The sequence below is a fragment of the Paenibacillus sp. AR247 genome (assembly GCF_002968895.1).
Taxonomy (GTDB): domain Bacteria; phylum Bacillota; class Bacilli; order Paenibacillales; family Paenibacillaceae; genus Paenibacillus_AQ; species Paenibacillus_AQ favisporus.
Window position 1 is genome coordinate 1,410,820 of the sequence record NZ_PCZT01000009.1, and the last position, 3,130, is coordinate 1,413,949.

The 3,130-nt window shown below is 56.3% G+C and carries 2 protein-coding genes and 1 pseudogene; all 3 read right to left on the bottom strand.

Annotated elements, in window-relative coordinates; genetic code table 11:
* Positions 1-874 (bottom strand): ABC transporter permease (locus tag CPT76_RS14730; protein WP_105444092.1); only part of this gene is annotated, 874 nt, incomplete at its 3' end.
* 116 nt (positions 875-990) lie between these two features.
* Complete coding sequence (locus CPT76_RS14735) at positions 991-2,724, bottom strand: alpha-L-fucosidase (RefSeq protein ID WP_105443429.1); 1,734 nt, start codon at positions 2,722-2,724, stop codon at positions 991-993.
* A gap of 15 nt (positions 2,725-2,739) precedes the next feature.
* Positions 2,740-3,130 (bottom strand): annotated as a pseudogene (locus CPT76_RS14740) (glycoside hydrolase family 88 protein); the annotation flags it as partial.

Genomic DNA, 3,130 nt, shown 5'->3' on the forward strand with positions numbered 1-3,130 from the left:
GAATCAGGCTGATGACGGAATTGAACAGGCCGACCGCCGCGGTAAAGCTGTAGCTCGCCTCCAAAATCCCTTTTCGGTATACATAAGTGGAAATGACATCGGCCGTTTCGTAAGTCAGCGGATTGTACAGCAGAAGCACCTTCTCGCTGCCTACCGACAGCATGTGCCCCATATTCAGAATGAGCATGATAACAATCGTGGGCATGATGCCCGGTATAGTGATATGGAACGTTTGTCTCCAGCGGCTTGCGCCGTCGATTTTGGCTGCCTCATACAGCGTCGGGTCGATATTGGCGATCGACGCCAAATAGATGATGGAGCCCCAGCCGATGCCCTGCCAAATGCCGGACGATACGAAAATAAAACGGAACCAGCCGGCCTCCTTCAGAAAATCGATCGGATCGACGCCGATGAAACCCAGCAGCTGATTGATCAATCCGTCACGGCTTAGGAAGTCAAACATCATCCCCGCGACCACGACAATCGAAATGAAATGCGGTAAATAGGAGATCGTCTGCACGAATCGCTTGAACGCCATTTTGCGGATCTCGTTCAGCAGCAGCGCCAGCAGGATCGCCGCCGGAAAACCAAACAGCAGATCATAGAAGTTGATGAGGACCGTATTGCGGATGAGCCTCCAGAAATAAATGCCGTTAAAAAAGCTGTCAAAATGCTTGAAGCCGACCCATGGGCTTCCCCAGATCCCTTGTGCCGGCGAGTAGTCCTTAAAGGCGATCAGGAGACCGTACATCGGTCCGTAATGAAAGATCAAGTAATACGCAATGACGGGGAGCGCCATGAGATAAATGATCCAGTTGCGGCGGAGATCCTTCCGGATGGTTTGCCCCGTGGTTAGATCGGTCCGGCTGCGCAGCGTATAGGGAACCTGCCTGTTCCCGCGATACTGCCGCTTTGAAAGGAGCGCAGTATTTTCGTAAGATGACGGACTGATTTTTTTAATGCTGCCTTAACTTTTCTTCATCCGGGCGGCTAATCCTGGACCCGCACAAGCCTTACGGCACGCAGCTTTACCGCGTCGGCATGCCAGATTTCCGTGAATTTGGGAGACGGGTCCTTCAGTTTGGAAGAACGGAGCGTCAGCCTATGGATTCCGGGCTCCAGCCACGTCACTTGTCCCAATCGGGACCGTACCGGGATGTAGGGATGCTGGCATGATGGAGAATCCGGATCCTCCCCGTCTTCCGCCGGATCGGTAACCAGGCAGCTTCCATCCGTCTCCAAGACGACCGGTTCCGGATACAGCCCGGGCCAATCCTGGTCGTGCCGCTTGAAGCTGATCAGCATCAGTTCATAGGTGCCCGGCCGAACGAGCTTGAAGGTCCATTCCGCCTGCCGCAGCGCCGGAATCCCCGCTGCCTCGTCTTCCTCCCTGACAAGGGTTACGCTGGCTTGGGGGACATCCAGCTGCAGCCGGCCGCCGTCAAGCTGCGTTAACGTCCGGTCGAAATCGGGCTCTCCGGCCATTTCCAGAGCAATAACCGTCACATGCTCGTCAGCCGGTTCGGTTGGAAGCTCCGCCTTGAGCACATGCAGATCGAGCCCCTCGTCAACCGATTGCCTGAACGCAAGTTCTTTTTTCTCCGGGTCGGCCAGGCAGTATATACGTGATACCTCGCCGCGGAGGCCGTGCATCNCCAAGCTGTCCGCAGGCCATTTGTCGTTATGAATGTGCACATACACTCGTCCCGGGCGGGTTGTCACCGCTCCAAATTCCAGCTCGGCCGGAAACGGGCTGCCTTCGGTACCATAAATGGCGTCGCTATTCCGCAGCGTCCATTCTCCGACCTCCCGCATACGTTCCGCGGACAGCTCCGGAATCGTCCCTTCCGGCGTTGGACCGACATTCAAAAGCAGGTTACCGCCCTTGCCAATGACGTTTACCAGCTTCTTGATTACCGCCTCCGCACTCTTCCAAACCTGGTCCCGGTCCGTGTAGCCCCATGACTGGTTCAGGGTCATCGGCGTTTCCCACGGCCGCTGATCTTCACCGCTCATCCCGATCTCGTTATCGCCCTTGGAGACATAATCGCCCATGCCGATAAAGTGTGACACCCTGGAATTAATGAGGCAGTCGGGCTGCAGACCTTTCACAAAGGCCACCATATCGCGGCTGTCCGCTTCCGATAACCCGCCCGCTGTATCAAACCAGAGCAGGCCGACCGGCCCGTAGGAAGTGAGCAGCTCCTTCAGCTGCGGCTTCGCCTTGCCTTCCCAGTATTCGGGGAAATGCTTCTCCGCCAGATCGTAATCCCAGGTGTTGTTATGCTCTTTGTGCAGCGAATGGGGATGGTGCCAGTCAATCACATGCGAATAGTAAAAGCAGAGTACGATTCCCGCCTCGCGGCAAGCCTCGGCAAGCTCCTTCAATGGATCGCGCCCAAACGGCGTCGCGTCCACGATGTTGAAGGGATCGGCTTTGGAATGGAACATCGCAAACCCGTCATGATGCTTGGCCGTAATAACGATATATTTCATCCCTGCGTCTTTGGCCAGCTGTACCCAGGTTGCCGCGTCAAACTGCTGCGGATTAAAATCCCCGGCCAGCTTCTCGTACTCGCGGACGGGGATCTTGTCAGCGTACATGACCCACTCGCCCTTGGCTAGCGCTGCGTACAGTCCCCAGTGGATGAACATGCCAAACCTCGCATCCGTCCACCATGCTGTCGCCGGATCGCTTCTCTTGTGCACTTCTTGCTCTCCCATACGTGTTGCCCCCTTCTACCAATACGGCTTCCAGTCCCGGGTTACGCGAACCAGTGCCTCGTACATGTAATAGTCGCCCCAGATGCAGCACTCGTCGACGCCGTTTCCGCCCGGCTTGCTGTATACCGCATGCAGCAGAATGCCGTTCGACTCCGGCACGTGCCAGGTCATATAATGATCGATCAGGGATTTCAGAATCCGCAGCGCGGCATTTTCGTACAGCCGTTTCAGCGGATCGGTCAGCGGCAGATGCGCCGCATACTCGATCAGGCCGCAGACCGCAATCGCCGCAGCGGAACTGTCCCGCTCCTCATCCCCTTCCGTAAATACAAGATCCCAGTAGCATACCTCGTCCTGCGGAAGCCGGTTCAGGAAGTAATTCGACAGCCTGGACGTCAACTGCAGG